This window comes from Azospirillum sp. B2RO_4, from assembly GCF_051124815.1.
In the GTDB taxonomy this organism is placed as follows: domain Bacteria; phylum Pseudomonadota; class Alphaproteobacteria; order Azospirillales; family Azospirillaceae; genus Azospirillum.
In genome coordinates, this window is record NZ_CP118485.1 from 865,140 (window position 1) to 888,182 (window position 23,043).

25 protein-coding genes and 1 tRNA gene are annotated in these 23,043 nt (G+C 67.8%); 15 read left to right on the plus strand and 11 right to left on the minus strand.

The genetic code is table 11. From position 1 onward, the window contains the following. Positions 1–358: 358 nt before the first annotated feature. The 3 genes from rpiB to nrdR all read left to right on the plus strand — a co-directional run bounded on the left by rpiB (position 359) and on the right by nrdR (position 2,733). Complete coding sequence (gene rpiB / locus PWS46_RS04020; RefSeq protein WP_434618366.1) at positions 359–796, plus strand: ribose 5-phosphate isomerase B; 438 nt, start codon at positions 359–361, stop codon at positions 794–796. A gap of 148 nt (positions 797–944) precedes the next feature. Continuing rightward, positions 945–2,246: a serine hydroxymethyltransferase gene (gene glyA, locus PWS46_RS04025; RefSeq protein WP_434618369.1), complete on the plus strand. Its 1,302-nt coding sequence runs from the start codon at positions 945–947 to the stop codon at positions 2,244–2,246. A 19-nt stretch (positions 2,247–2,265) separates the two neighbouring features. Further along, on the plus strand, positions 2,266–2,733 hold the full coding sequence (nrdR, locus tag PWS46_RS04030; RefSeq protein ID WP_149223257.1) for a transcriptional regulator NrdR: 468 nt from the start codon (positions 2,266–2,268) through the stop codon (positions 2,731–2,733). A 46-nt stretch (positions 2,734–2,779) separates the two neighbouring features. Here nrdR and PWS46_RS04035 read toward each other — a convergent pair whose 3' ends face one another. The 9 genes from PWS46_RS04035 to PWS46_RS04075 form a co-directional block, all read right to left on the minus strand. Then, a complete protein-coding gene (locus PWS46_RS04035; protein ID WP_434618373.1) occupies positions 2,780–4,882 on the minus strand; it encodes a sodium-translocating pyrophosphatase in 2,103 nt (700 codons plus the stop codon). A gap of 244 nt (positions 4,883–5,126) precedes the next feature. Then, complete coding sequence (locus tag PWS46_RS04040) at positions 5,127–5,582, minus strand: hypothetical protein (RefSeq protein WP_434618376.1); 456 nt, start codon at positions 5,580–5,582, stop codon at positions 5,127–5,129. A gap of 108 nt (positions 5,583–5,690) precedes the next feature. Next, the gene (thiL, locus tag PWS46_RS04045) at positions 5,691–6,683 is read right to left on the minus strand and encodes a thiamine-phosphate kinase (protein WP_434618379.1); all 993 of its coding nucleotides are present in this window, start codon (positions 6,681–6,683) and stop codon (positions 5,691–5,693) included. A 172-nt stretch (positions 6,684–6,855) separates the two neighbouring features. Continuing rightward, the gene (gene nusB / locus PWS46_RS04050) at positions 6,856–7,446 is read right to left on the minus strand and encodes a transcription antitermination factor NusB (protein WP_434618382.1); all 591 of its coding nucleotides are present in this window, start codon (positions 7,444–7,446) and stop codon (positions 6,856–6,858) included. A 35-nt stretch (positions 7,447–7,481) separates the two neighbouring features. Then, on the minus strand, positions 7,482–7,946 hold the full coding sequence (ribH, locus tag PWS46_RS04055) for a 6,7-dimethyl-8-ribityllumazine synthase (RefSeq protein ID WP_012973639.1): 465 nt from the start codon (positions 7,944–7,946) through the stop codon (positions 7,482–7,484). Positions 7,947–7,968: 22 nt separating this feature from the next. Continuing rightward, on the minus strand, positions 7,969–9,108 hold the full coding sequence (ribB, locus tag PWS46_RS04060; protein WP_434618386.1) for a 3,4-dihydroxy-2-butanone-4-phosphate synthase: 1,140 nt from the start codon (positions 9,106–9,108) through the stop codon (positions 7,969–7,971). Continuing rightward, on the minus strand, positions 9,105–9,692 hold the full coding sequence (locus tag PWS46_RS04065) for a riboflavin synthase (protein WP_434618389.1): 588 nt from the start codon (positions 9,690–9,692) through the stop codon (positions 9,105–9,107). The genes ribB and PWS46_RS04065 overlap by 4 nt, the downstream gene beginning before the upstream one ends. 78 nt (positions 9,693–9,770) lie before the next feature. After that, on the minus strand, positions 9,771–10,919 hold the full coding sequence (gene ribD / locus PWS46_RS04070; RefSeq protein WP_434618392.1) for a bifunctional diaminohydroxyphosphoribosylaminopyrimidine deaminase/5-amino-6-(5-phosphoribosylamino)uracil reductase RibD: 1,149 nt from the start codon (positions 10,917–10,919) through the stop codon (positions 9,771–9,773). A gap of 14 nt (positions 10,920–10,933) precedes the next feature. Continuing rightward, positions 10,934–11,428 carry an outer membrane protein assembly factor BamE gene (locus PWS46_RS04075; protein ID WP_434618395.1) on the minus strand — a complete coding sequence of 165 codons (495 nt, stop codon included), beginning with the start codon at positions 11,426–11,428 and terminating at the stop codon, positions 10,934–10,936. A gap of 132 nt (positions 11,429–11,560) precedes the next feature. On the opposite strand from PWS46_RS04075, the gene PWS46_RS04080 reads away from it, so the two are divergent. The 8 genes from PWS46_RS04080 to PWS46_RS04115 all read left to right on the plus strand — a co-directional run bounded on the left by PWS46_RS04080 (position 11,561) and on the right by PWS46_RS04115 (position 16,600). Further along, complete coding sequence (locus PWS46_RS04080; protein WP_434618398.1) at positions 11,561–12,142, plus strand: ubiquinol-cytochrome C chaperone family protein; 582 nt, start codon at positions 11,561–11,563, stop codon at positions 12,140–12,142. A gap of 164 nt (positions 12,143–12,306) precedes the next feature. Next, positions 12,307–12,882, plus strand: a complete 576-nt coding sequence (locus PWS46_RS04085) for a YceD family protein (protein WP_434618401.1) — start codon at positions 12,307–12,309, stop codon at positions 12,880–12,882. Positions 12,883–13,072: 190 nt separating this feature from the next. Next, the gene (gene rpmF / locus PWS46_RS04090; RefSeq protein ID WP_012973646.1) at positions 13,073–13,261 is read left to right on the plus strand and encodes a 50S ribosomal protein L32; all 189 of its coding nucleotides are present in this window, start codon (positions 13,073–13,075) and stop codon (positions 13,259–13,261) included. Positions 13,262–13,343: 82 nt separating this feature from the next. Next, positions 13,344–14,396, plus strand: a complete 1,053-nt coding sequence (gene plsX, locus PWS46_RS04095) for a phosphate acyltransferase PlsX (protein ID WP_085088895.1) — start codon at positions 13,344–13,346, stop codon at positions 14,394–14,396. A 3-nt stretch (positions 14,397–14,399) separates the two neighbouring features. Continuing rightward, the gene (locus tag PWS46_RS04100) at positions 14,400–15,371 is read left to right on the plus strand and encodes a beta-ketoacyl-ACP synthase III (RefSeq protein ID WP_434618406.1); all 972 of its coding nucleotides are present in this window, start codon (positions 14,400–14,402) and stop codon (positions 15,369–15,371) included. Positions 15,372–15,528: 157 nt separating this feature from the next. Next, on the plus strand, positions 15,529–15,861 hold the full coding sequence (locus tag PWS46_RS04105; protein WP_085088899.1) for an integration host factor subunit alpha: 333 nt from the start codon (positions 15,529–15,531) through the stop codon (positions 15,859–15,861). 103 nt (positions 15,862–15,964) lie between these two features. Then, positions 15,965–16,429: a MerR family transcriptional regulator gene (locus tag PWS46_RS04110; protein WP_434618410.1), complete on the plus strand. Its 465-nt coding sequence runs from the start codon at positions 15,965–15,967 to the stop codon at positions 16,427–16,429. A gap of 94 nt (positions 16,430–16,523) precedes the next feature. Next, positions 16,524–16,600 (plus strand) — tRNA-Pro (locus PWS46_RS04115). Between the two features lie 667 nt (positions 16,601–17,267). Here PWS46_RS04115 and PWS46_RS04120 read toward each other — a convergent pair. Continuing rightward, on the minus strand, positions 17,268–18,932 hold the full coding sequence (locus tag PWS46_RS04120) for a methyl-accepting chemotaxis protein (protein WP_434618413.1): 1,665 nt from the start codon (positions 18,930–18,932) through the stop codon (positions 17,268–17,270). A 322-nt stretch (positions 18,933–19,254) separates the two neighbouring features. On the opposite strand from PWS46_RS04120, the gene PWS46_RS04125 reads away from it, so the two are divergent. From PWS46_RS04125 to PWS46_RS04135, 3 genes are all read left to right on the plus strand, one after another. After that, positions 19,255–19,674: an organic hydroperoxide resistance protein gene (locus tag PWS46_RS04125; RefSeq protein ID WP_012973667.1), complete on the plus strand. Its 420-nt coding sequence runs from the start codon at positions 19,255–19,257 to the stop codon at positions 19,672–19,674. A gap of 176 nt (positions 19,675–19,850) precedes the next feature. Beyond that, on the plus strand, positions 19,851–20,306 hold the full coding sequence (locus PWS46_RS04130; RefSeq protein WP_434618417.1) for a MarR family winged helix-turn-helix transcriptional regulator: 456 nt from the start codon (positions 19,851–19,853) through the stop codon (positions 20,304–20,306). Positions 20,307–20,459: 153 nt separating this feature from the next. After that, a complete protein-coding gene (locus PWS46_RS04135) occupies positions 20,460–21,050 on the plus strand; it encodes a GNAT family N-acetyltransferase (RefSeq protein WP_434618420.1) in 591 nt (196 codons plus the stop codon). A gap of 148 nt (positions 21,051–21,198) precedes the next feature. Here the strand turns inward: PWS46_RS04135 and serA are convergent, their stop codons facing one another. Further along, positions 21,199–22,443, minus strand: coding sequence for a phosphoglycerate dehydrogenase (gene serA, locus PWS46_RS04140; RefSeq protein WP_434618423.1), 1,245 nt, complete (start codon positions 22,441–22,443; stop codon positions 21,199–21,201). A gap of 241 nt (positions 22,444–22,684) precedes the next feature. Between serA and arsC the strand changes: the two genes are divergently transcribed. Then, positions 22,685–23,026, plus strand: a complete 342-nt coding sequence (gene arsC, locus PWS46_RS04145) for an arsenate reductase (glutaredoxin) (protein WP_434618426.1) — start codon at positions 22,685–22,687, stop codon at positions 23,024–23,026. Positions 23,027–23,043: the final 17 nt, after the last annotated feature.

A 23,043-nucleotide genomic window follows, 5' to 3' on the forward strand; every position in this document is an offset into this window, starting at 1 on the left:
TCCGCCACGGCAATTGGGCGTTTTCCCACTCCTATAACGAACCGGCTATCTCCCTTGTTTCGGCGTCTCGGCAACGCAGAGGTGAAATCCGTCTCCAAACCTTCGCGGTAGCGGGGTGCCATGGTTCGGCGGGAGCCGGAAGCCGGGAAGGACGGCCTGCGTCACTGCGTCACTGCGTCGTCCGCTGCCGCCGGAGAGGGCGCCGGAATTAACCCCGGAGTTAGCTATGCATCCACGTCATGGTGTGGCAGTGGCGGGCGGCACCGACATCTGGTAGGGTGCGGGCGTCTTTCGCCGCATTGCCGGCGCTGTCGTCGTTTGTGCATCCGCTACCGCACGCACCGGAGTTTTTGCCGTCATGACCGTCCGCACCGTGGCACTCGCTTCCGATCACGCCGGCTATGAGCTGAAGGCCCAGATCGCCCGGCAGCTCGAGGACGCCGGCTACACCGTCCTCGACCTCGGCACCGACGGGCCGGCCTCGGTCGATTACCCGGATTTCGCCGCGGCGCTGGCCGCCGCCGTCACCGACGGCCGGGCGCAGCGCGGCGTGCTGATCTGCGGCAGCGGCATCGGCATCAGCATCGCCGCCAACCGCCATCCCGGCATCCGCGCCGCCCTGGTCCATGACGTGACCACCGCCCGCCTGTCGCGCGAGCACAACGACGCCAACGTGATCGCGCTCGGCGCCCGCGTCATCGGGCCGGAGATCGCCAAGGACTGCGTCGACGTCTTCCTGAAGTCCGGTTTCGAAGGCGGCGAGCGCCACAGCCGCCGCATCGCCAAGATGGGCTGAGCGCGCCGTCGCGCCGCCCTCTCCTGGCCCCTCATTTGGCCGCCAAGGCCCGCAACCGGGACGCGACAGGGCCCGGAAAGACCCAACGCGAGCCGCCGGACCGGGCGTCCGGCCGGCTTCGCGCCCTTCGATCGAGGAACCTTCCGCCATGACCAGCAGCAACACCGCCGAGATCGGCCGCTTCTTCGCCGCCTCGCTCGCCGAGACCGATCCCGAACTGGCCCGCGCGGTGCGCGACGAGCTGGTCCGCCAGCAGGAGCAGATCGAACTGATCGCGTCCGAGAACATCGTCTCGCAGGCGGTGCTGGAGGCGCAGGGCTCGGTCCTGACCAACAAATATGCCGAAGGCTATCCGGGCAAGCGTTACTACGGCGGCTGCGAGTTCGTCGACATCGCCGAGAATCTGGCGATCGAGCGCGCCTGCAAGCTGTTCGGCTGCGAGTTCGCCAACGTGCAGCCGAACTCCGGCTCCCAGGCCAACCAGGCGGTGATGCTGGCCCTGCTGCAGCCGGGCGACTGCGTTCTCGGCATGTCGCTGGCCGCCGGCGGTCACCTGACCCACGGCGCCGCCCCCAACATGTCGGGCAAGTGGTTCAAGGCCGTGCAGTACGGCGTCCGCAAGGACGATCATCTGATCGACTTCGATCAGGTCGAGGCGCTGGCCCGCGAGCATAAGCCGAAGCTGATCATCGCCGGCGGCTCCGCCTATCCGCGCGTCCTGGACTACCAGCGCTTCCGCGCCATCGCGGACGAGGTCGGCGCCTATCTGATGGTGGACATCGCCCACTATGCCGGCCTGATCGCCGGCGGCGTCTATCCGAACCCGTTCCCCTATGCCGACGTGGCCACCACCACCACCCACAAGACCCTGCGCGGCCCGCGCGGCGGCATGGTGATGACCAACAGCGAAGAAATCGCCAAGAAGATCAACTCGGCGGTGTTCCCCGGCCTGCAGGGCGGCCCGCTGATGCATGTCATCGCCGCCAAGGCCGTCGCCTTCGCCGAGGCGCTGCGTCCGGAGTTCAAGGCCTATGCCCAGGCGGTGGTCGACAACGCCCAGGTGCTGGCCAAGACGCTGATCGGCGGCGGGTTGGACATTGTGTCGGGCGGCACCGACAGCCACATCGTGCTGGTCGACCTGCGTCCGAAGAACCTGACCGGCAAGGCGGCGGAAGCCAGCCTTGAGCATGCCGGCATGACCTGCAACAAGAACGGCGTGCCGTTCGACCCGCAGAAGCCGATGATCACCTCCGGCGTCCGTCTGGGCAGCCCGGCGGCGACCACCCGCGGCTTCGGCACCGCCGAGTTCAAACAGGTCGGCGAGATGATCGTCGAGACGCTGGACGGGCTGGCCGCCAGCAACTCCGGCGACAACACGGCCGTCGAGGCCGCGATGCGCGAGCGGGTGCGCGGCCTGTGCCGTCAGTTCCCGATCTATCCCACGCTGTAATTAACGGGGAATCCACCAGATGCGCTGCCCGTTCTGCGGAAACGAGGACACCCAGGTCAAGGACTCGCGCCCGACCGAAGACAACTCGGCAATCCGCCGGCGGCGCTTCTGTCCCAGTTGCAGCGCCCGCTTCACCACCTTCGAACGCGTCCAGCTGCGCGAGTTGACGGTGGTGAAGAGCAACGGCCAGCGCGAAGCCTTCGACCGCGAAAAGCTGTTGCGGTCGATGCGGATCGCGCTGCGCAAGCGCCCGATCGACGCCGACCGCATCGACCGGGTGGTGAACAGCATGGTCCGTCAGCTGGAATCCTCCGGCGAGAGCGAAATCCCGTCGAAGCAGATCGGCGAGAAGATCATGGAGGCGCTGCAGACGATGGATCAGGTCGCGTATATCCGCTACGCCTCCGTCTACAAGGACTTCCGCGAAGCGTCCGACTTCAACGAGTTCGTGGAGCAGCTGGCTCCGGAAGCGTCGCCGGGGATGTGAGTGGTGTGGTGCGGGGCGGATGGTTGTCCTGCCCCGCACCAACCCGTCAGCTGAACTGTGCCAGGATGGCCAGCAGCAGGATCGCCACGATGTTGGTGATCTTGATCATCGGGTTCACCGCCGGGCCGGCGGTGTCCTTGTAGGGATCGCCGACGGTATCGCCGGTCACCGCCGCCTTGTGGGCGTCGGAGCCCTTGCCGCCGTGGTTGCCCTCCTCGATGTATTTCTTGGCGTTGTCCCAGGCGCCGCCGCCCGACGTCATCGAAATGGCGACGAAAATGCCGGTGACGATGGTGCCAAGCAGCATGGCGCCCAGCGCCGCGAAGCCCGCCGCCTGCCCGCCGATGGCCGTGATGACGAAATACAGAACCACCGGTGCCAGCACCGGCAGCAATGAGGGGATCACCATCTCCTTGATCGCCGCCTTGGTCAGCATGTCCACCGCGCGGCCGTAATCGGGTTTTGCGGTGCCCTCCATGATGCCAGGGATCTCGCGGAACTGGCGACGCACCTCCACCACCACCGATCCGGCGGCGCGGCCGACGGCGGTCATGCCCATGGCGCCGAACAGGTAGGGCAGCAGGCCGCCCACCAGCAGCCCGACGACGACATAGGGGTCGTTCAGCCGGAACTCCACCGGGATGTTCGGGAAGTAATGGCCAAGGTCCTGGACATAGGCGGCGAACAGGACCAGCGCGGCCAGACCGGCGGAGCCGATGGCATAGCCCTTGGTCACCGCCTTGGTGGTGTTGCCGACGGCGTCCAGCGCGTCGGTGGTGACGCGGATGTTGGCGGGCATGTCCGACATCTCGGCGATGCCGCCGGCATTGTCGGTGACCGGGCCATAGGCGTCGAGCGCCACCACCATGCCGGCCAGCGCCAGCATCGTCGTCGCGGCGATGCCGATGCCGAAGACGCCGGCCTGCCCATGGGCGATCAGGATGCCGGCGCAGATGACGATCACCGGCAGGGCGGTCGATTCCATCGAGACGGCAAGGCCCTGGATGACGTTGGTGCCGTGCCCGGTCTCCGACGCCTTGGCGACGCTGCGCACCGGGCGATAGGCGGTCGAGGTGTAGAACTCGGTGATCCAGACCAGCAGGCCGGTGACGCCCAGCCCGACCAGGGCCGAGACGAACAGGTTGACGCCAGTGATCACCGTGCCGTCGGTCATCGGAATGGTACGGGTGAAGCCGAACAGGATCGCGGTGACGATCAGGATCAGCACCAGCGACAGGCCCGCCGCGACGGCCAACCCTTTATACAGTGCCTTCATGATGGCGTTGTCGGCGCCGAGCTTCACCGCGAAGGTGCCGGCGACCGAGGCCAGGATGCAGACCGCGCCGATCAGCAACGGATAGACCAGCATCAGCCGCAACACGCCGCCGGTAAAGAAAATCGCCGCCAACAGCATGGTGGCGACGATCGTGACGGCGTAGGTTTCGAACAGGTCGGCGGCCATACCGGCACAGTCGCCGACATTGTCGCCGACATTGTCCGCGATGACCGCAGGGTTGCGCGGGTCGTCCTCCGGGATGCCGGCCTCCACCTTGCCGACCAGATCGGCGCCGACGTCGGCGCCCTTGGTGAAGATGCCGCCGCCCAGCCGGGCGAAGATGGAGATCAGCGACGCACCGAAGCTGAGCGCCACCAGCGCCTCCAGCACGGTGCGGACCTCGACCGGGTCGTTGACGTGGTAGACCAGCGTCAGGATGCCGAAATAGCCGCCGACGCCCAGAATCCCCAGCCCGACCACCAGCATGCCGGTGATCGCCCCCGATTTGAAGGCGATGTCGAGTGCGGGAGCCAGCCCGCGGGTCGCCGCCTCCGCCGTGCGGACATTGGCGCGGACCGACACGTTCATGCCGATATAGCCGGCGCTGCCGGACAGGACGGCGCCGATCAGGAACCCCAAGGCCACCGGAAAGCCCAGCGTCACCCACAGGATCAGCAGCAGGACGACGCCGGCGATGGCGATGGTGGTGTATTGGCGGTTCAGATAGGCGCGTGCCCCTTCCTGCACCGCGGCGGCGATGGCCTGCATCCGCTCGGACCCCGGCGACGCGGCCATGACTTCTTTTCCGGTACGAAAACCGTAGGCCAGCGCGAGCAGGCCGGCGGCGATGATGACGATGAACGCTAGAGCCATCGCATCCCCCGATTGCTTTTAAGGACGCGCCCCGGAAAGGCTGGTCCCACCACGCATTCAAGTGGGGGAGAAGTCGGGCGCAAGTATTTTCCCGAAAAGCATGCGCCCGGTGCCGCCGCTTTGCAACCGCCGCACGGGGAGCGGCGACGCGGCGAAATGGCCGAGGGTGATCCTGACCTTTATGGGTAGTGCAGGGCTTCTGCACCGCAAAATGGGTGCAAGTCGCGGGTGTTGTGCGGTGCGGTCAGAGATTGCGCTGCGTAACCGCCTGAACCAGCACGTCATAGACCGCGTCCTTGCCGACCACTTTGATCGCAGCCTCCTTCAATTTCGCCTTTACGGCAGGAATATTGACCAAAGCGCCGTTCAGGATCGACTTGTCGGCGATGCCGCCATAGAGCGCGGTCAGGAAGGCGTCGGTTAGGCGCGGCTGGTTGGCCTGGACCATCGGCTGCTGCTCCAGAATCACCTCGACCGCCACCACCACGGTGACGAACTGCTCGACTCGGGACGGGCCGATCATCGGCACCACCAACGGGGCCAGGCGGACGAAGGCGGTGGGGGGCTTTGGCGGCGGCTCCACCTTCTTCGGCTCTTCCGGATGCGGGGTGAAGTATTTCTGATAGACGAACCAGCCGCCGAAGCCGGCGCCGCCCAGCAGCACGATGCCGAGCACGAGGACGATCAGGGCCTTGACCACGGCAGCACACCTTACGCAAAAGAATTTCCGCCGCACCCTGCGCCGGGGATGCTTTCGATTGTCTTAAATGCGCGGGATCGAGCCGAGGGGCCTCACAAATGGGACCGGTCAGAAATGGTCCCAGCCGCGCCGGGTCAGCGTCAGGGGCGCATCGGCCGCATCCAGCACGACGACCTCGCCGGGCGTGCCGGGGCGGAGTTCGCCGACCTCTGCGATCGCGACGCCGCACTCGGCGGCAAGATCCGCCAGGGCGTCCCGGGCCGAGGGCGGGGCAGCGAACAGAAGCTCGTAATCGTCGCCGCCGGTGATGGCCAGCGCCAGCCGGGCCGGGTCGCCGTCGATGGCGCCGCGCGCCGCATCCGACAGCGGCACCGCATCGGCCCGCAGCAGGGCGGCGCAGCCGGATTCCTCGCAGAGATGGCCGAGGTCGGCGACCAGACCGTCCGACACGTCCATGGCGCCGCTGGCCAGCCCGATCAGCCGCGGCCCGACGCCCATGCGCGGGTCGGGCCGGCGCATCCGGCGCAGCAGATGGGCTCGGGTCTCCTCGTCCGGGACGTCGAGGCGGCCATAGGCGATCTCCAGCCCCAGGGCGGCATCGCCGATGCTGCCGGTGACGAAGACGCGGTCCCCCGGCTGCCCGCCCCAGCGCGGCAGGGCGCGGCCGGTGGGCACCAGCCCGAAGGCGGTGACCGACAGCGTGATCGGGCCGCTGGTGGAGACCGAATCACCGCCGGCCAGCGCGATGCCGAATTGCCGCTGGTCCTCGCCCAGGCCGGCGGCGAACGCCTCCAGCCAGGATTCGTCCAGGCCGCGGGGCAGGGCGGTCACCAGCGTGTAGGCCAGCGGCTCCGCCCCCATGGCTGCGAGGTCGGACAGGTTGCTGCGCATCAGCTTGGCGGCGATGTCGGCCGGCGCGTCGTCGGGGAAGAAATGCACCCCGGCCACCATGGCGTCGGTGGTGACGACCAACTCCCGCCCCTCCGGCACCCCGAACACGGCGGCATCGTCCCGCAGGCCGCGGGCGCCGGGGAACCCGGCGGCCAGCGGCTTGAAGAAGCGGGCGATGCGGCCGAATTCGCCGAGGGGGGGAGTGGTCATGGGGAGCCCTTGTGCTCCCTCTCCCGTCCCGGGAGATGGAAGGGGCCCAAGCGAAGCTTGGGAAGGGTGAGGGGTGAGGCAAGGATCAGAATCCATGTCCGGATCACCCCTCACCCTCCCGCCTTCGGCGGGTCCCTCCCTCTCCCGGGGCGGGAGAGGGTGAGTTTTGGTTTTACTCCTCAGCCGTGCTACGGCCGGGGTCGGGCTTGGCGAGGTCGTCGGCGCGCAGCGCGCGGGCGACGTGGTCGAGAACGCCGTTCACCATCGCCGGCTCGCGGCCGGAGAAGAAGGCGCGGGCGACGTCGACATACTCGCTGATGAGGATGCGCGGGTGGGTGTCCATATGGACCGCGATCTCGTAGGCGCCGGCGCGCAGGATGGCGCGCAGCAGCAGTTCCAGCCGGTCGAGCGGGAAGCGCGGGTCGAGCGCGGCGCCCAGCACGCCGTCGACCTCGGCCCGGCGGTGGACGACGCCGCGGACGATGTCGGCGAATAGCTGCGGATCGCCGGCAACGAACTTGTCGCCGTCGATCTCCTCGCCCAGCCGGTGGGCGACGAACTCGCCGACGACATTCTCGACCGGGGCCTGGGCCAGATCGATCTGGTACAGCGCCTGGGCCGCGGCCAGACGGGCGGCCTTGCGGCGCGCCTTGGCGGAGCCGCCGCCGGTCTTGTTCTTGCGGGACTTCGATTTGCCCTTGGAGTCGCCGCCCTTGGGGGCGTGATCGGGTGTCACGGGGCTGCCCGCGTCGTCGTTGCTCATGATCTGCAGTCGCTAAAAGAGAGGAGATGTCGGGATCAGCGCGGATAGAGGCGGAATTTGCGCTTCAGGTCAATCATGTCAAGACAGGCCCGCGCGGCACGGCCGCCCATATTGACCGATCCGACATTGGCCCGCGCCCAGGCCTGCTCGCGGTTTTCCACCGTCAGGATGCCGTTTCCGACCGCCAGACTGTAGCGCAAGGCCAGATCCTGCAAGCCGCGGGCGCTTTCGGCACAGATCGTTTCGTACCGCGTCGTCTCGCCCCGGATCACGCAGCCCAGCGCGACATAGCCGTCGAAGCGCTTGCGGGCGGTGAAGAAATCCATCGAGCGGATGGCGTACATGATCGCCGCCGGAAGCTCCAGACAGCCGGGCACGCCATAGCGGATGTGCGTGGCGCCGGCGCGGTCCAGTTCCGCGACGGCGCCGCGCGCCAGCTCATCGGCGATGTCCTCGTGGACGCGGGCGTCCACGACCATGATGTGGGGCGTGTCGGTCATCCGGCGGCGACCAGTCCCTTTCTCAGTCGTCGCCCGGCTCGGCGGCGCCCGGATTGATCGCGCGGTGGCCGACCACGGTCAGGCCGTAGCCCTCCAGCCCGATGATCGGCTTCTTGCGGTTGGAGATCAGCTCCATCTTGCGCACGCCCAGATCCAGCAGGATCTGCGCGCCGATGCCGTAATCGCGCAGCTCCGGCACGCTGCTGCCCTGACCCTCCAGCCGGGCCTTCAGCGTGACCGACAGGCCGTTCGGGTTCGGCTCGCGCAGAAGCACGATGACGCCGCGGCCTTCCTTGGCGATCAGCTCCATCGAGGCGTGCAGGTCGTTGTCGCGGCCGGAGTTGCGGTCGCCCAGCACGTCGTCCAGCACCGATTGGGCATGCATGCGGACCAGCACCGGCTCGTCGCCGGAGATGTCGCCGCGCACCAGCGCGATGTGCTCCGCATACTGGATCTTGTTGACGTAGACATAGCTCTGGAACCGGCCGCCGTAGCGGCTGTCCAGCGTGCCGGCCAGCACCTGCTCGACGATGGTCTCGGTGCGGCGGCGGTAGGCGATCAGGTCGGCGATGGTGCCCACCTTCAGCCCGTGGAACTGGGCGAACTGCACCAGATCCGGCAGGCGGGCCATGCTGCCGTCGTCGTTCATGATCTCGCAGATCACGGCCGAGTTGGAATGGCCGGACAGGCGTGCGATGTCGACCGACGCCTCCGTATGGCCGGCGCGGACCAGGACGCCGCCGTCACGCGCCAGCAGCGGGAAGATGTGGCCGGGGGTGGCGAGGTCCTGCGGGCCCGACGCCGGGTCGATGGCGACGGCGATGGTGCGGGCGCGGTCGGCGGCGGAGATGCCGGTGGTCACCCCCTCGCGCGCTTCGATCGAGACGGTGAAGGCGGTCTGGTGGCGCGAGGCGTTCTGCTGTGCCATCAGCGGCAGGCGCAGCCGTTCGATGTTCGGCCGGTCCATGGTCAGGCAGATCAGGCCGCGCCCATGCTTGGCCATGAAGTTCACCGCTTCCGGCGTGGCGCAGGAGGCGGGGATCACCAGATCGCCCTCGTTCTCCCGGTCCTCGTCGTCGACCAGGATGAACATTCTGCCCTGACGCGCCTCTTCGATGATCTCTTCGGCCGTCGACAGGTACTTGTGAAACTCGGACGTCATTCCTGCCCCGCGAGCCGGGCGACATAGCGCGCCAGCATATCGATTTCGAGATTGACCGGATCGCCCTCCTTCAGCCCGCCGAAATTGGTGGCGGTCTGGGTGTGGGGGATGATGTTGACGCCGAAGCGGTTGCCCTCGACCTCGTTGACGGTCAGCGACACGCCGTCGATGGCGACCGAGCCCTTGGGCGCGATGTATTTGGCGAGGGTGGCCGGCGCCTCGAAGGTCAGGCGCAGCGACTCGCCTTCGGGACGGATCGAGACCAGCCGGCCGACGCCGTCGACATGGCCGGACACGATGTGCCCGCCCAGTTCGTCGCCGACCTTCAGCGCGCGTTCCAGGTTGACGCGCGTGCCGGGTTCCCAGCCGCCGAGCGTCGTCTTCGACAGGGTTTCCCCCGACGCCTGGATGACGTAGGTCCCCGGTCCCTTTTCGATGACCGTCAGACAGACGCCGTTATGGGCGATGGACGCCCCGATCGCGATCGTCTCCGTGTCGAAGGCGGTCTCGATGGTGAACCGGGTGTCGCCCTGCCGCTCCACGGCCCGGACGCGCCCGACATCGGTGATGATTCCGGTGAACATGGCGAGGAATTTAGCAGGTTTCGCGGCCAGGGGAAGCGCGCGCGACACCGCGGGCGGCGCAACGGTCTGTTGCGCGGGCTAGACCGGTGGCCAGACCGATGCTTTGGCGGGGATCCGGCGGTAGCTTTCGGCCAGATCGGCACCGGCGCTGCCGACGGCGGTGCGCTCGAACCGCGCCATCGCGGCCAGCGCCTCGACTCCGAAGCCGGCGACCGCCGGCAGCCCGTCGCCGCCGATCAGCGACGCGGCGCGGAACCATTCCAGCCGGTCGACCAGACCGGCACCGAGCAGGGCGCCGGCGATGGACGCTCCGCCCTCCACAAGCACGCGGGTGATGCCGCGGGCGGCGAGGGCGGCCATCGCCGCGGCTGGATCGATGCGGCCATCTTTACCGGCGGCGACCGGGATCACCTCGACACTGAGAGCGGTCAGTGCCTCGGCACGGGCGGGATCGGGGGTCGGGCCGGTGACGACCCAGGTCGGAATGCGGGAGGCCCCGGTGGCGAGCTTCGCCGTCGGCGGCAGGCGGAGTCTGCTGTCCAGCACCACGCGCACCGGACTGCGGTCTTCCAGGCCGGGCAGGCGGCAGGTCAGCTCGGGATCGTCGGCCAGCGCGGTTCCGATGCCGACCAGGATGGCGTCGTGGCCGGCGCGCAGCCGGTGGCCCCAGGCGCGGGCGGTCGGGCCGGTGATCCATTGCGACTCGCCGGTTGCGGTGGCGATGCGGCCGTCCAGCGTGCTGGCGACTTTCAGCGTGACCAGCGGGCGGCCCAGCGTGATGCGATTGAAGAAGCCCTCGTTGAGCGCCAGCGCCTCGGCTTCGCAGACGCCGGTGACGACCTCTATGCCGGCATCGCGCAGCCGGGTCAGGCCACCGCCGGCGACCCGAGGATCCGGATCCTGGCAGGCCACGACGACGCGCGCCACCTTCGCCTCCACCAGCGCCAGGGCGCAGGGCGGCGTCTTGCCATAGTGATTGCAGGGTTCCAGCGTGACGTAGGCGGTGGCGCCTTCCGCTCCGCCGGAAAGGCTGCGGGCGCGGGCCAGCGCCTCCGTCTCGGCGTGCGGCCGGCCGCCGGGCTGGGTCCAGCCGCGGCCGATGACGGCGCCGTCGCGGACCAGAACGCAGCCGACAGCCGGATTGGGCCAAGTCCGCCCCAGCCCGCGCGCGGCGAGCGACAGGGCGGCGCGCATGTGGCGCAGGTCGGTATTGGCGTCGGTGGGCACTGTGGGCCGCTTTGTCAGCTGCCGGGGCCCTTGCCCTTGGTGTCCTTGGCCGAGAAGCGGCCGACGTTGCCCATCATCTGTTCCAGGAAGCCCATCTCCCGGCCGGCCGTGGGGGTGGTGCGCTCCACCAGATCGACGTCCTGGCCTGCCGACTTGTCGAGCGTCTTGATCTCGCGCAGGACGCCATTGTCGTCGAAATGGGCGACGACGACGCGGCGCTCGGTCACTTCCGGCTCGAAGAAGGCGGTCTTCTCGGTCTTCTGGCCGATGTAGTACCAGACGTTCGGATCGAAGGTTCCGACCGAGGTCGGCGTGCCCAGCACCGCGGCGACGTCGTCGCGCCGGCTCTGGCCCGGCTGCAGCTCTGCCACCAGCTGCGGGTCCGTCAGGTTGCCGCGGGTGGCGACGATGGGCGAGCATCCGGTCGCGGCGAGGCCGGCGAGCAGGATGCTGCCCAGCAGGGCGGTGCGAATGACGGTGCGGGGGGCGGAAAAGTTCGATCTGGTCATGGTGCTCGGGCTATGATGGAGCCGGCGGGGCAGAGAGGCCGTCCACGGCTGTGGACAGTCTCCGGGCGGGACAATCGCACCGGCTGCTTCGCCCTGTCAACGAGACTCCGAGTCGGGGAAGGGCTGCCGTTCGTGTCAGGAAGCTTTATCGGCCGTCTGCTGGCCCCTTTGATGTCCGGCATCGGCGGCGGCACCCGTGTCCGCAACGCCACGGCGGTGGGCGGACTGTTCACCGCCATCGTCGGCCGGGCCCGCGAGCCGGCCTTCTACAGTGCGCTCGCCGTGCCCGACACGCTCGACGGGCGGTTCGAGATGGTGGCGCTGCATCTGCTGCTGGTCATGCGGCGATTGAAGGGGCAGGGCGCCGAGGCCGCCAAATTGTCGCAGCGCCTCTATGAGACGATGGTCGACGATTTCGAGAAGTCGCTGATGGAGATGGGCGCCGGCGACAGCGGCATTGCCCGCAAGGTCAAGACGATGGCGCGCGGCATGGCCGGGCGAATCCGCGCCTATGACGAGGCGCTGGCCGAGCCCGGCGACGGCAGGCTGGAGGTGGCGCTGGACAACAACCTCTACGGCACGGTGGACCCGGTTCCGGACGGGGTGCTGGCGGCCATGACCGCCTATGTCCGCGCCTGCGCCGCGGCGCTCGACGCCCAGCCGCTGGAGTCGCTGATGCGGGGGGAGGTCCGCTTCGCGCCGGTGCCGGCGTGAGCTTCATATAATGCGTGAGGCTCACACTATATATGTTGGGCGCTGAGGGCCGTCCGATGCCAGAGGGCTTGCCTTTCCGGCCCGTCGGCTGCATGTGACTCGAGCAGAAGCCGGTTGCGCGAGCGCGCCGGCCGTTTTGGTTTCCGATCAGAGAGTCTTTCGCCATGAGTCCTGCCAACGGCGCCCTGCCGGCCCCGGAATTCTCGCGCATCGTCCCTGCCGACGCGGTGCGCCGCGCCGACATGACGGAGACCATCGAAGCGACGGAGGCGGAGCGCAAGGCGCTGGCCGAACGGCTTGAGCTGGAGGCGATCGGCAGCCTGACCGCCACGGTGAAGCTGCGCGCGGTGCGCGGCGGCCAGATGATCCGCGTTTCCGGGCAGTTGGAGGCCGACGTGGTGCAGACCTGCGTCGTCACGCTGGAGCCGGTGCCCGCCCATGTCAGCGAAAGCTTCGATGCGCTGTTCGCGCCGCCGTCGATGATCGAGGACCAGGGGCTGGAGATCGATTTCGACCCGTCCCTGTCGGACGAGGACATTCCCGAGCCGATGGAGAACAACCGAATCGACATCGGCGAGCTGACGGCGCAGCACCTGTCGCTGGGCCTGGACCCCTATCCGCACGCCGAAGGGGTGGAATTCGAAGGCTATGACGAGGAACCGGCCGAGGAAGAGGTGGCGCAGGAGCCCGAGAAGCCCAATCCCTTCGCCGTTCTGCAGCAGTTGAAGTCGCGGAACTGATCCTGCTGTTGCTTTCCCTGCCGCGGCTTGTATAAGAGCCGGCATTTCCACCCCCACCAATGAGCGGCGCGGGGTTGCGAAAAGGGGGTTGTTCGGGCTTGCCCTTTGGGGGCATTTGCCTTATTGAATGCCGCTCGCGCTGGGCGGCCCCTGTTCGGGCCGCCCTTTCCAATGAAGAGAGTTTACGGTCATGGCTGTTCCGAAGAAGAAGACCTCCAAGTCGCGGCGCAACATGCGTCGTTCGCACCACGCTCTGCCGACCTCGGCCTACAACGAGTGCCCGAACTGCGGCGAGCTGAAGCGTCCGCACCACGTCTGCGGGTCTTGCGGCCATTACGACCAGCGTGAAGTGGTTCAGAGCGGCACCGCGGCCGCTTGATCCGGATCGCGTTGTCTAAGGTCCCGATGACCGGGGGCGCTGGTCGCCCCTGCCGGGGTCCAAGCCGGGGAGCCTGTTCGCGGTGAGCCAGCGCCTGACCATCGCCCTGGATGCCATGGGTGGCGATCACGGTCCCGACATGGTCGTGGCCGGGGCGGACATCGCGCGGGAGCGCCATCCCGACGTGCGCTTTCTGCTGTACGGCGACCAGCAGCGGCTTGAACCGCTGCTGAACCAGCGGCCTGCGTTGAAGGCGGTGGCGGAAATCCGCCACACCGCCGACTTCGTGGCCGGTGACGCCAAGCCAGCAGTCGCGCTGCGCGCGGGACGCCAGTCCAGCATGCGGCTTGCCATCGACGCCGTCGCGGCGGGCGAGGCTGCCTGCGTGGTGTCGGCCGGCAATACCGGCGCCCTGATGGCGATGGCGAAATTCGTGCTGAAGACGCTGCCGGGCATCGACCGGCCGGCGATGGCCTCCTTCTTCCCGACGCAACGGGGCGAGAGCGTGATGCTGGACCTCGGCGCCAACGCCGAATGCCAGCCGGAAAACCTCGTCCAGTTCGCCGTGATGGGGGCCGTCTTCGCACGCGCCATCCTGGGCCTGCCGGAGCCGTCGATCGGTGTGCTGAACATCGGATCGGAGGACATGAAGGGCAACGAGGTGGTGCGTGCCGCGGCGGCCAGCCTGCGCGACATGCCGCTGCCCGGCCGTTTCCATGGCTTCGTCGAGGGCACGGACATCGGATTGGGAACGGTCGACGTCATCGTCACCGACGGCTTCACCGGCAATGTCGCGTTGAAGACGGCGGAGGGCACGGCCAAGCTGTTCTCCGAGTTCCTGCGCCGGACCTTCGCGACGTCGCTCCTGGCCCGGATCGGCTATCTGCTGGCACGGGGCGCCTTCAAGCGCTTCCGCGAGCGGATCGACCCGCGCCGCTACAACGGCGCGATGTTCCTGGGCCTGCGCGGCGTCTGCGTGAAGAGCCATGGCGGCACCGACGCGGTCGGCTTCGCCAATGCCGTTGCGGTCGCCGTCAATCTGGCGACGCATGGCTTCAACGAACGCATCAAGGAAGAGATGGGGCGCATAGCCGACGCGAACCCTCTTCCCGACACGAAGGCGGCGGCGGGCTGAACAATGGTCATGCGTTCCCGAGTTCTGGGTTGCGGTATCTTCCTGCCGTCCAACGTCGTCACCAACCAAGATCTGGAACAGCGGGTCGACACGTCGGACGAATGGATCGTCCAGCGCACCGGCATCAAGTCCCGCCACATCGCCGCGGAGGGGGAGAAGACCTCCGACCTCGCCATCGCCGCGGCGACCCGCGCGCTGGAGCATGCCGGCGTGCCGGCCTCCAGCATCGACTGCATCATCCTGGCCACCACCACGCCCGACAACACCTTCCCGGCCACCGCCACCAGGGTGCAGGCGGCGCTGGGGACCAGGGGCTTCGCCATGGACATCCAGGCGGTGTGCGCCGGATTCGTCTATGCCATGTCGGTGGCCGACAATTTCCTGCGCAACGGTCAGGCCAAGCGCGCCCTGGTGATCGGGGCGGAGACGTTCTCGCGCCTGCTCGACTGGAACGACCGCACCACCTGCGTGCTGTTCGGCGACGGCGCCGGCGCCATCGTGCTGGAAACCTATGAAGGCAAGGGCGATGCGTCCGACAGCGGCGTGCTGTCGACCCACCTGCATTCCGACGGCAGCCAGTACGACCTTCTCTATGTCGACGGCGGCGCGTCGTCGACCGGCACCATCGGCCATGTCCGCATGCACGGGCAGGAAATCTTCCGCCACGCCGTGTCCAAGCTGTCGGCGGTGGTGGAGGAGGCTCTGGCCGCCAACGGTCTCGAGTCGACCGACATCGACTGGATGGTGCCGCACCAGGCGAACCGCCGCATCATCGACGGGCTGGCCCGCAAGATGAAGCTGTCGCCGGAAAAGGTGGTGCTGACGGTGGACCGCCACGGCAACACTTCGGCCGCGTCGATCCCGCTGGCGCTGGGCGAGGCGGTGGCCGACGGCCGCATCAAGCGCGGCGACCTGATTCTGATGGAAGCCATCGGCGGCGGCCTGACCTGGGGTTCGGCGCTGATCCGCTGGTAAGTCGCCGGCGTCCCTTCCCCGTCTTCCCGTCAGCATGCTGCGCTGCAACCCCGGCCGGACTTCGGCCGGGCCGTTTGCGGCTGCCAAGCTTTTGAATTGACGGACCTTCTTCCCCCGGATTACCGTCTTCGCAATGGTTGCGGGGGGAGGTCGAACAATGTCGCAAAACACCGTCACGCGCGCGCAATTGAGCGAGGCCGTCTATCAGGAAGTCGGTCTTTCGCGCAATGAATCGGCCGACCTGGTCGAAACCGTCCTGGACGAGATTTCCGATGCGCTCGCCCGGGGGGAGATGGTGAAGATCTCCTCCTTCGGCAGCTTTCAGGTCCGCCAGAAGGGCGAGCGAATCGGCCGCAATCCCAAGACCGGGGAAGAGGTGCCGATCCTGCCGCGCCGCGTCCTGGTGTTCCGCGCCAGCCATGTGCTGAAGAACCGCATCAACGAGGTTCAGGAGGGTGGGGCGCCGACGCCCGCGCGGGCGCTGTCCTGACGCCGGCCGTTTCCGATGATCCGGATGTGCCGTCCATCGCCGTGCCGTGCCACCCCGCGGACTGTCGCCGCCGATCGTCGTCGGATGGCGGCCTGATCCGGTCATGAAATCCGCCACGGCCTATCGCACCATCAGCGAGGTGTCGACCGACCTCAACGTGCCACAGCATGTGCTGCGGTTCTGGGAGACGAAGTTTCCCCAGATCCGCCCGCTGAAGCGCGGCGGCGGCCGGCGCTATTACCGGCCGGAGGATGTCGAGCTTCTGCGGCGCATCCAGGCGCTGCTGTACGAGGACCGCTACACCATCAAGGGCGTCCAGCGCCTGTTGAAGGAAGGGCGGATGTCCGATCCGACACCGCCGCTGCCTGAGGACACCGATGAGGGCGGCGACGCGGCGGATGTCGAGGCCTTCGCCGTCGACGAGTCCGATGACGGCGGGGAGAGCGGCGCCGATCATCCGCCGTTGTCCGATGCAGTGCGTCACGAGATCACCATGGTGCTGGATGAACTGAAATCGCTGCGATCGGTGCTGTCCCGCCTCTCCGAAATGGGGGGCAAAAAAAGCTGAAAAATCATCACGGGAGATGTTGCATCGGCAAAAGCCCGCGGCTATAGTCCCGTTCCCTTCCGGAGCCAAGCCGCAAGCACTGCGGTGAAGTTGACGGAGCGTAGCGCAGCCTGGTAGCGCATCAGACTGGGGGTCTGGGGGTCGCAGGTTCAAATCCTGTCGCTCCGACCAGTTCCGGAAGGACCGGAAAAGCCTTGGAACCCAACGGTTCCAAGGCTTTTTCTTTGCCCGCGTCATCGGCTGCTTTCGCCGCTGCTGCCCCGTCCGATTGCGACTCCTGTTTGCGACTTGGGGCTGCCGCAGCGTTGGCGAGGGCCTTCATCGGAATCGCCTCCACCGACTTGCACGGCGCTTCAGTGCGGCACGGGCAACCAGCCGAGATCGCGACATTCCGGACAGCCGCCGCCGTCGCAGGATGGGCAGACGATCCAATCCTCGTTGCGCCATCGGGCAACGACCTCGCCGTCGCATCGGCCGGCAGACGTTCGGGTCCTGCACCCGTCCGTGATCGGTTCCAACCCGAGGTAGGGCGTTCCGCATTCCAGGCAGATCGCCACGGGCTGCGGCTTCTGGGACATCCCGATCCTGCTGGTCCTGAGCATGGCGAATGGCCGGCATTGCAGTGTGCGTTCGGGCGACCAGTGTCGCCCGCCGAAGGCGCGCCGGCAGTGATGGCCGTCACACCTTGAGTATGATTGAAATCGCCGATTCGCGGTTCCGGGTCATCGTCATGGCTGTGGATGTCAAGGTGGGGGAGGTGGCCAAGTATCGGCGCGCGCGGCGGCGCCATGCTCGGCTCCTCCCCCGCCTGATCCAGGGTGCGAGAGGGCGAGACCGGTCAGGCGGCGCGGATGCCGCTCAGGAAGGTCTCCACCTCCAGGCGCAGCAGTTCCGACTGGCGCGCCAGCTCGCCCGAGGCGCCCAGCACCTGGCTGGCCGCGGCGCCGGTCTGGGCCGCCGCTTCGCTGACGCCGCCGATGTTGGCGCTGACCGACGCGGTGCCGCTGGAGGCCTCCTGAACGTTGCGGGCGATCTCGGCCGTTGCCGCCCCCTGCTCCTCGATGGCCGACGCGATGGAGGTCGCGACCTCGCTGATCGTCGCGATGGTACGGCTGATGCCGCCGATCGCCTGGGCCGCGCCGTTGGTGGCGCCCTGCATGGAGGCGATCTGGGTGCCGATGTCCTCGGTCGCCTTGGCCGTCTGGTTGGCGAGGCTCTTCACCTCCGACGCCACCACGGCGAAGCCCTTGCCGGCCTCTCCCGCCCGTGCAGCCTCGATTGTGGCGTTCAGCGCCAGCAGGTTGGTCTGGGTGGCGATGCCGTTGATCATCTGCACGATCTCGCCGATCCGCTGGGCCTGTTCGACCAGCCCCTGGACCTGGGCGTTGGTCTGCTGCGCTTCGCTCACCGCCCGATCGGCGATGGCGGTGGAGCGCGACACCTGACCGCTGATCTCGGTGATGGAGGCGGTCAGTTCGTCCGTCGCCGCCGCGACGGCCTGGACGTTGGACGAGGCCTCGACCGCCGTTCCTGCCGCGGCCGATGCGCGGGCATTGGTCTGGTCGGCGATGCCCGACATGCTGTGCGCCGTCTGGCTCAGTTCGGTGGCGGCGGACGACAGCGTGTGCAGGATGCCGCTGACGGTCGCTTCGAAATGGCGGACCAGACGCTCGACCTCGGCCGTGCGGCGTTCCTTGGCGGCGCGGTCGGCCGCCTGCTCGGTCTCCAGCCGGTCGGCGGTCTGCAGCGCGTCGCGGAAGGTGACGACCGCGGTGGCCATGGCGCCGACCTCGTCACCGCGCGCCGCGTCCGACAGATCGACGCCGTAGTCCTTGCGGGCAAGGCGTCCCATGCTCGCGGTCAGGCGGGCCAACGGCCCGACGACGCTGCGGCGGGCGATCAGCAGGGAGAGCAGGGCGCCGGCGAGAATGCCGATCAGCCCGACCGTAGCCACGGTGACCTTCACGAAGCTCTCGGTCTCCTCCACCGCGTCGGTGAGTTGGGCGATCCGTTCCGTCCCCGTCTCGATGATCGGATCGGTCAGGGCGGAAGCCGCTCGCTCGCTGCTGCGGACATCACTGCGAAACAGGGCGGCTGCGGCATCGCGCTGCCCAGCCAGCGCGAGATCCTGCGTCTTGGCCAGAGCATTCATGACCTTGACCTGCAGCGGGCCGATTTTCCCGGCGGCCGGATTGCCCGACGCGGCGAGAAGCCGGTCGAGCCGGCGGTTGGCTTCAGCCATGTCTTCGATGCGGTCGCCGAACCGCTCGCTGATCTTCGCCTGCGTCGCAGCGTCCTCGGAAATAAGGTTCAGGGCGTCGCGCTGCAGGGACCGGCTGATCGACCGCAGTTCCGATGCGGTCAGGACCATCCGATCCGTCCGGATCAGGGCTTGGTTGGCAGCGGCGATGCGGTTCAGCCCCCATACCGAGGTGCCGCCGATGGCGGCCGACACGATGGACAGGACCAGGACCGGCAGCAGGATTTTGCTGGAAAGTTTCATGGCACTCTCATGGGGCGGAATGAGCGGCCGGAAGGCACGACGCCGACACAAGCTAGGCATTAACCGTGGCGTCGTTAACAAATGGCGATACGCCGGTATGCGGGCTAACCCGCACCCAGCATGGCTGATCCGGCTCCGGGGCTGCGTCATGCGCCACACACATTGCACGCAATCTGATTGCGCACGATAAAATCGATTGCGCGCAATTCCATCGTGCGCCATAGTCCGTCTCACGAGATCGACGGGCTGCCGGTTCGAACGGCCGCCCCGGAAACCAGAACCCGCTACCCAAATCCGAAATCCAAAGTAAGGAGCACACGCCATGAAGACCCTGTATTCGACCAAGGTGACCGCGACCGGTGGCCGTGACGGCAAGGCCGTCAGCGAGGATGGACTGCTGTCGGTCGCGCTGGCCGCGCCGAAGGAACTGGGCGGCCAGGGCGGCGCCACCAACCCGGAGCAGCTGTTCGCCGCCGGCTATTCGGCCTGCTTCATCGGCGCCATCAAGTTCGTCGGCAACCGCGACAAGATCGCCGTTCCGGCCGACCTGACGGTGAACGCCACGGTCGGCATCGGCGCCCGCGACGACGGCGAGGGTTTCGGCCTGACCGTCGACTTCGTGGTCTCGCTGCCGGGCATGGACAAGGCCGCCGCCGAGGATCTGCTGGCCCGCGCCCACAAGGTCTGCCCCTACAGCCACGCCACCAAGGGCAACATCCCGGTCACCACGACCGTCGCCTGACGGTTGGGGCGAGGGTGGGAGCCGTGGGCCGGACCTGAAGGCATCGCCCGAGGCGAATGGTCTTCGGCATTGCGCCGCCGGGCTGTTGCGCGCGATTGTGCAGGGCGCACGATCACGCGCGGCATCCCGGCGGCGCGCCGTCTTTTAGAGCGCCGTCTTTTCAGGGTTCACACATCATGGCAGCCGACAAGGACGACCCGCTTCTGCTCTCCAACCAGGCGTGCTTCGCGCTCTATTCGGCCAATCTGGCGATGAGCCGCGTCTACCGCCCGCTGCTGGAGCAGCTTGGCCTGACCTATCCGCAGTATCTCATCATGCTGCTGCTGTGGGAGCAGGACGGGCAGTCGATGAAGCTGCTGGGCGAGCGGCTGGGGCTGGACAGCGGCACGCTGACTCCGCTGCTGAAGCGGATGGAAGGGCAGGGGCTTCTCACCCGCGCCCGCGATCCGCAGGACGAACGGCTGGTGCGCATCGGCCTGACCGCCGAGGGCGCGGCTCTGCGCGGCAAGGCCGAATGCCTGCCGACGCGGATCGCCGCCGCGGCCGGCGATTCGGCCGAAGAACTGATGTCGCTCCGCGATGCGCTGCTGCGGCTGCGCGACGACCTGAACCGCGCCGCCGATCAGAGTTGAGCGGATCGGGGCTGAACAGATCAAGGCTGAACGGGCCGCTTCGCACGAAAGGGGCTGGAAATCCGCGGCGGGAGGGCCTCTTCTATTCGGCCGCTCTCCTGATCGCCCTCCTGATCGCCCTCCTGATCGAAGGTTCCTGCCGTGAGCCCTGCCTTGACTGACGACCGTCTCCGCATCCGCCCGGCCGATGCCGACGACGCCCCGGATCTGGCGCGGCTGATCGACATCGCCGGGGGCGGGGTCTATGAATTTCTGCTCGACGGGGTGATCCCGGGCATGACGGCGGCAGAAATGCTGATGCCGGGATTGGCCGGGCGCAGCGGCTCGCTGTCGCACCGGCAGAGCGGGGTGGCGGTACTGGACGGGCAGGTGGTCGGCGTCGCCCACGGCTATCCCACCGACTGGATCCGGACGGAGGATTACAGCGGCCTTCCGCCCGACCGGGTCGCCCATATGGCCGAATTTTCCGAAACGCTGGATTGGGGCAGCTATTTCCTGTCGGCGCTGGCGGTCGATCCGGAGCGGCGGCGGCAGGGCATCGCCGGGCGGCTGCTCGGCTGGTTCTACGAACGGGCGAGGACCGGCGGCTTCGACCGCATCACCCTGCATGTCTGGGCCGACAACGAGGCCGCCCGCGGTCTCTATGCAGGAGAGGGATTCGAGGAGATCGGCCGCGCCGACATCCCTTGGCATCCCCGCCTGCCGCACCGGGGCGGCAGCATCCTGTTGCGGCGCTACCTGTGAGCGGAGAAGGCCCGCAAGACCAACAGTTCAATACCGAAAGACCGGGGGAGGCCATCCTTCAATCCGGTGAAGGCGCTTCCCCGTCCTCTCCCGCAACGTGGGAAGAGGGAGGGGGCGCCACCGTCGGCACCACCCTCCCGCCATCCGGTCAGCGCTGAGACGGGAACAGGAAGCGCGCCTTCAGGGTGCCTTCGATGGCGCGCAGGTCGTTGACGACCTCCAACTCGTCGACATCGCCGTTGACGTCGACCACCACATAGCCCAGCTCCGGATCGGTCTGGAGATACTGGGCGGCGATGTTCAGGTCGCGGCCGGAGAACACCTCGTTCACCTTGCGCAGCATGCCCGGCCGGTTCTCGTGGACGTGCAGGAAGCGGGTGCAGCCGGCCTGGACCGGCAGCGCCACCTGCGGGAAGTTGACCGCGCCGACGGTGGAGCCGTTGTCCGAATATTCGAGCAGCTTCTGCGCCACCTCGGTGCCGATGTTGGCCTGCGCCTCCATCGTCGAGCCGCCGATGTGCGGGGTCAGGATGGCGGTCTTGATGCCGCGCAGCGCGCTCTGGAACTCGTCCTTGTCCGAACCGGGTTCGACCGGGAAGACGTCGATGGCGGCGCCCAGGACGTGGCCGGAGTTCATCGCGGCGGCCAGCGCCTCGATGTCCACCACCTGTCCGCGGGCGGCGTTGATCAGGTGGCTGCCCTTCTTCATGGCGGCCAGTTCACGCTCGCCGATCATGTTGCGGGTCTGCGGGGTATCCGGCACATGCAGGGTCACCACGTCGGACACCGACAGCAGTTCCTCCAGCGAATCGCAGGCGCGCGCGTTGCCGAGGGCCAGCTTGCGCACGGTGTCGTAGAAGCGGACCTGCATGCCCATGGCTTCGGCAAGGATCGACACCTGGGTGCCGATGTGGCCGTAGCCGACGATGCCCAGCGTCTTGCCGCGGATCTCGTAGGAATCCTTGGCCGACTTCATCCAGCCGCCGCCATGGACCAGCTGCGACTTCTCGAAGATGCCGCGCATCAGCATGATGATCTCGCCGATCACCAATTCCGCCACCGACCGGGTGTTGGAATAGGGGGCATTGAACACCGGCACGCCCTGGCGGCGCGCCGCCTTCAGGTCGACCTGGTTGGTGCCGATGCAGAAGCAGCCGACGGTGATCAGCTTGTTTGCCGCCTCCAGCACCTTGGCGGTCAGGTGGGTGCGCGAGCGGATGCCCAGGATATGGACCGAACCGATGCGCTCCAGCAGCTCGGACTCGTCCAGCGCGCGCGGCAGCCGCTCGACGGAGGCATAGCCGCCGCGGGCCAGCTCTTCGATGGCGTTGTCGTGGACACCTTCCAGCAGAAGGATGTTGATCTTGTCCTTGGAGAGCGAGAGCTTGGTCACGGCCGGCATCCGTATCTGGGCATCGGATCAGTTCCGCATGGCCCGCCCACCGGCATACGGCGCGCACGGGCCTTCGGAAAAGCGAGCGCGCAACGTAATACCAAAGCCATCCCTTGTCACCTGAGCGATGTTGCGCCGCGGCGTCCGTTTCCGCATGCCGGATTGGCGCGGAACGCGGGTTGGGTGTATCAGTCTGACCGCTCTTCAAATCGACAAAGCAACCAAGGTCGGGAAGTCTGGCATGAGCGACGTGACGATCTATCACAACCCGCGCTGCAGCAAATCGCGCGAGACGCTGGAGCTTCTGCGGTCGCGCGGCGTCGAGCCGACGGTGATCGAATATCTGAAGACCCCGCCCAGCCCGGCGGAGCTGTCGGCCATCCTCGCCAAGCTGGGCAAGGGGCCGCGCGACATCACCCGCGCCAAGGAAGCGGCGGAGGCCGGCATTGCCAAGGACCTCGACGGCGAGGCGCTGGTCGCCGCCCTGTCCGCCAATCCGGCGGCCATCGAGCGCCCCATCGTGGTGAAGGGCGACCGCGCCCGCGTCGGCCGTCCGCCGGACTCGGTCCTCGACCTGCTCTGATCCAACATCCCCGCCCC

Coding starts and splice junctions, on each gene's coding strand:
- rpiB (WP_434618366.1), top strand. CDS start 359: ATGACCGTCCGCACCGTGGCACTCGCTTCCGATCACGCCGGCTATGAG.
- glyA (WP_434618369.1), top strand. CDS start 945: ATGACCAGCAGCAACACCGCCGAGATCGGCCGCTTCTTCGCCGCCTCG.
- nrdR (WP_149223257.1), top strand. CDS start 2,266: ATGCGCTGCCCGTTCTGCGGAAACGAGGACACCCAGGTCAAGGACTCG.
- PWS46_RS04035 (WP_434618373.1), bottom strand. CDS start 4,882: ATGGCTCTAGCGTTCATCGTCATCATCGCCGCCGGCCTGCTCGCGCTG.
- thiL (WP_434618379.1), bottom strand. CDS start 6,683: ATGACCACTCCCCCCCTCGGCGAATTCGGCCGCATCGCCCGCTTCTTC.
- nusB (WP_434618382.1), bottom strand. CDS start 7,446: ATGAGCAACGACGACGCGGGCAGCCCCGTGACACCCGATCACGCCCCC.
- ribH (WP_012973639.1), bottom strand. CDS start 7,946: ATGACCGACACGCCCCACATCATGGTCGTGGACGCCCGCGTCCACGAG.
- ribB (WP_434618386.1), bottom strand. CDS start 9,108: ATGACGTCCGAGTTTCACAAGTACCTGTCGACGGCCGAAGAGATCATC.
- PWS46_RS04065 (WP_434618389.1), bottom strand. CDS start 9,692: ATGTTCACCGGAATCATCACCGATGTCGGGCGCGTCCGGGCCGTGGAG.
- PWS46_RS04075 (WP_434618395.1), bottom strand. CDS start 11,428: ATGACCAGATCGAACTTTTCCGCCCCCCGCACCGTCATTCGCACCGCC.
- PWS46_RS04085 (WP_434618401.1), top strand. CDS start 12,307: ATGAGTCCTGCCAACGGCGCCCTGCCGGCCCCGGAATTCTCGCGCATC.
- rpmF (WP_012973646.1), top strand. CDS start 13,073: ATGGCTGTTCCGAAGAAGAAGACCTCCAAGTCGCGGCGCAACATGCGT.
- PWS46_RS04100 (WP_434618406.1), top strand. CDS start 14,400: ATGGTCATGCGTTCCCGAGTTCTGGGTTGCGGTATCTTCCTGCCGTCC.
- PWS46_RS04105 (WP_085088899.1), top strand. CDS start 15,529: ATGTCGCAAAACACCGTCACGCGCGCGCAATTGAGCGAGGCCGTCTAT.
- PWS46_RS04110 (WP_434618410.1), top strand. CDS start 15,965: ATGAAATCCGCCACGGCCTATCGCACCATCAGCGAGGTGTCGACCGAC.
- PWS46_RS04120 (WP_434618413.1), bottom strand. CDS start 18,932: ATGAAACTTTCCAGCAAAATCCTGCTGCCGGTCCTGGTCCTGTCCATC.
- PWS46_RS04125 (WP_012973667.1), top strand. CDS start 19,255: ATGAAGACCCTGTATTCGACCAAGGTGACCGCGACCGGTGGCCGTGAC.
- PWS46_RS04130 (WP_434618417.1), top strand. CDS start 19,851: ATGGCAGCCGACAAGGACGACCCGCTTCTGCTCTCCAACCAGGCGTGC.
- arsC (WP_434618426.1), top strand. CDS start 22,685: ATGAGCGACGTGACGATCTATCACAACCCGCGCTGCAGCAAATCGCGC.